2 protein-coding genes are annotated in these 1,389 nt (G+C 45.9%); both read left to right on the top strand.

Annotated elements, in window-relative coordinates; all coding sequences use genetic code 11:
- Nucleotides 1–347: 347 nt before the first annotated feature.
- Nucleotides 348–761: a hypothetical protein gene (locus Q0236_RS01690; protein WP_297914294.1), complete on the top strand. Its 414-nt coding sequence runs from the start codon at nt 348–350 to the stop codon at nt 759–761.
- A gap of 61 nt (nt 762–822) precedes the next feature.
- On the top strand, nt 823–1,389 hold a 567-nt coding region (locus tag Q0236_RS01685), incomplete at its 3' end, for a universal stress protein (RefSeq protein ID WP_297914291.1).

The following is a 1,389-nucleotide window of genomic DNA, read 5'->3' as shown; positions in this document are numbered from 1 at the left end:
AGCGATCGCAAACGCGGGTTATTAAGCCTTTTAAAATTTAATTTTTAATCCACATATATTTTCAAAATTTCGCCGCAAAATTTTATTTCAAATTTAGCCGCGAGCCTTCGGAAGAGTGTATTTAATGGCTTTCGCCTCGGCAAATTTTACTTTAAATTTCGTCGCAGTCGCGCCGCTTGAAATTCCGCCTTTTTCAATTTAAATTCTATCGTTGTGCCGCATGGCGTTTTAAATTTCGCCATTTTTTAAGTGCGCGCCTCAAACGCCGCTTTAAAATTTACGCAGACGTGAGCGAGCGAGGAGTCGCCGCGATAAATTTAAAGTCAAATTTTATTTCTAGCCATCTTTTGATTTGTTTCTTATCTTTGGATGCATTAAAATCCCGCTCCGTTTCATCCGTAAATTTGGAACGTATCTTAAAAACAAACAGAGCCTATGGCGAAAGAAATTCAGAAATTTTAGGTTGGGCAGGCACATGTCTGTCGGTCATCATGTACGTATCCTATGTGCCAAACATAATGGCAAATTTAGACGGCAACAAAGTCCCGTTTCTCCAGCCGCTCGCAGCCGCGATAAACTGCACGATATGGGTCAGCTACGCTTTTAAAGTCCAAAAAGGACTATCCGCTCGCCGCGGCGAATTTCCCGGGGATCATCTTTGGGCTACTAACCGCAATAACGGCGCTTTAAACCGTGCTTTTAGCGGCTTGATAAATTTTAAAACCGTCCGCGCCGCATTCAAATCCGCCGAATTTAAATAACTTTTATACAAAATTTGATAAGCTTGTTTTGATTGAAATTTTATCTCTAAAAGGACGAAAAATGAAAAAGGTCATCACTTGCGTCGATCAAAACGCGCTTTTAAAGCCCGTGTGTGATTATGGAATTTACGTCGCTAAAAGCCTCGGCGCCGAACTTGTGTTTATCCACGTCGTAGAGATCCCCGAGCTAGGCGAGAATTTCTATGGGCTTGCGGCGGGCGGCATCGTCCTGGGCGAAAAGGACATCCTCACCAGCAGCTACGGCAACCCTCAGATAGGCGGCGTAGATATGCAGAAGGACTACGAGGAAGCCGAAGTGATGCTGCAGGAGTGCGTCGCTGCCGCGGTGGCTGCGGGGATCCAGGCCGAAAAGATCATCAAAGAGGGCGATTTCATCGATGTTATCGCCGAGTATAAGGACGAAGCGGAGATGTTCGTGCTCGGTATCAAGGGCTCAAATAACGAGGACGTGGGCTTCAACGCGAGCGTGCTGGTTAAAGAGCTGCATGTGCCATCGCTTTTAGTAAATAAGGAATTTTCGCCGATAAACTCCGTGCTCATCGCGTTTGACGGTACCGATGCGGCGAAGCGTACGCTTGAGTTCGTAAAGAGCTCAAAGCTTCTCGCG

The sequence above is a fragment of the uncultured Campylobacter sp. genome (assembly GCF_938031315.1).
In the GTDB taxonomy this organism is placed as follows: Bacteria; Campylobacterota; Campylobacteria; order Campylobacterales; family Campylobacteraceae; genus Campylobacter_B.
The sequence above is the reverse complement of the archived record's forward strand: the minus strand, read 5'-3'. Positions and strand labels throughout refer to the sequence as shown.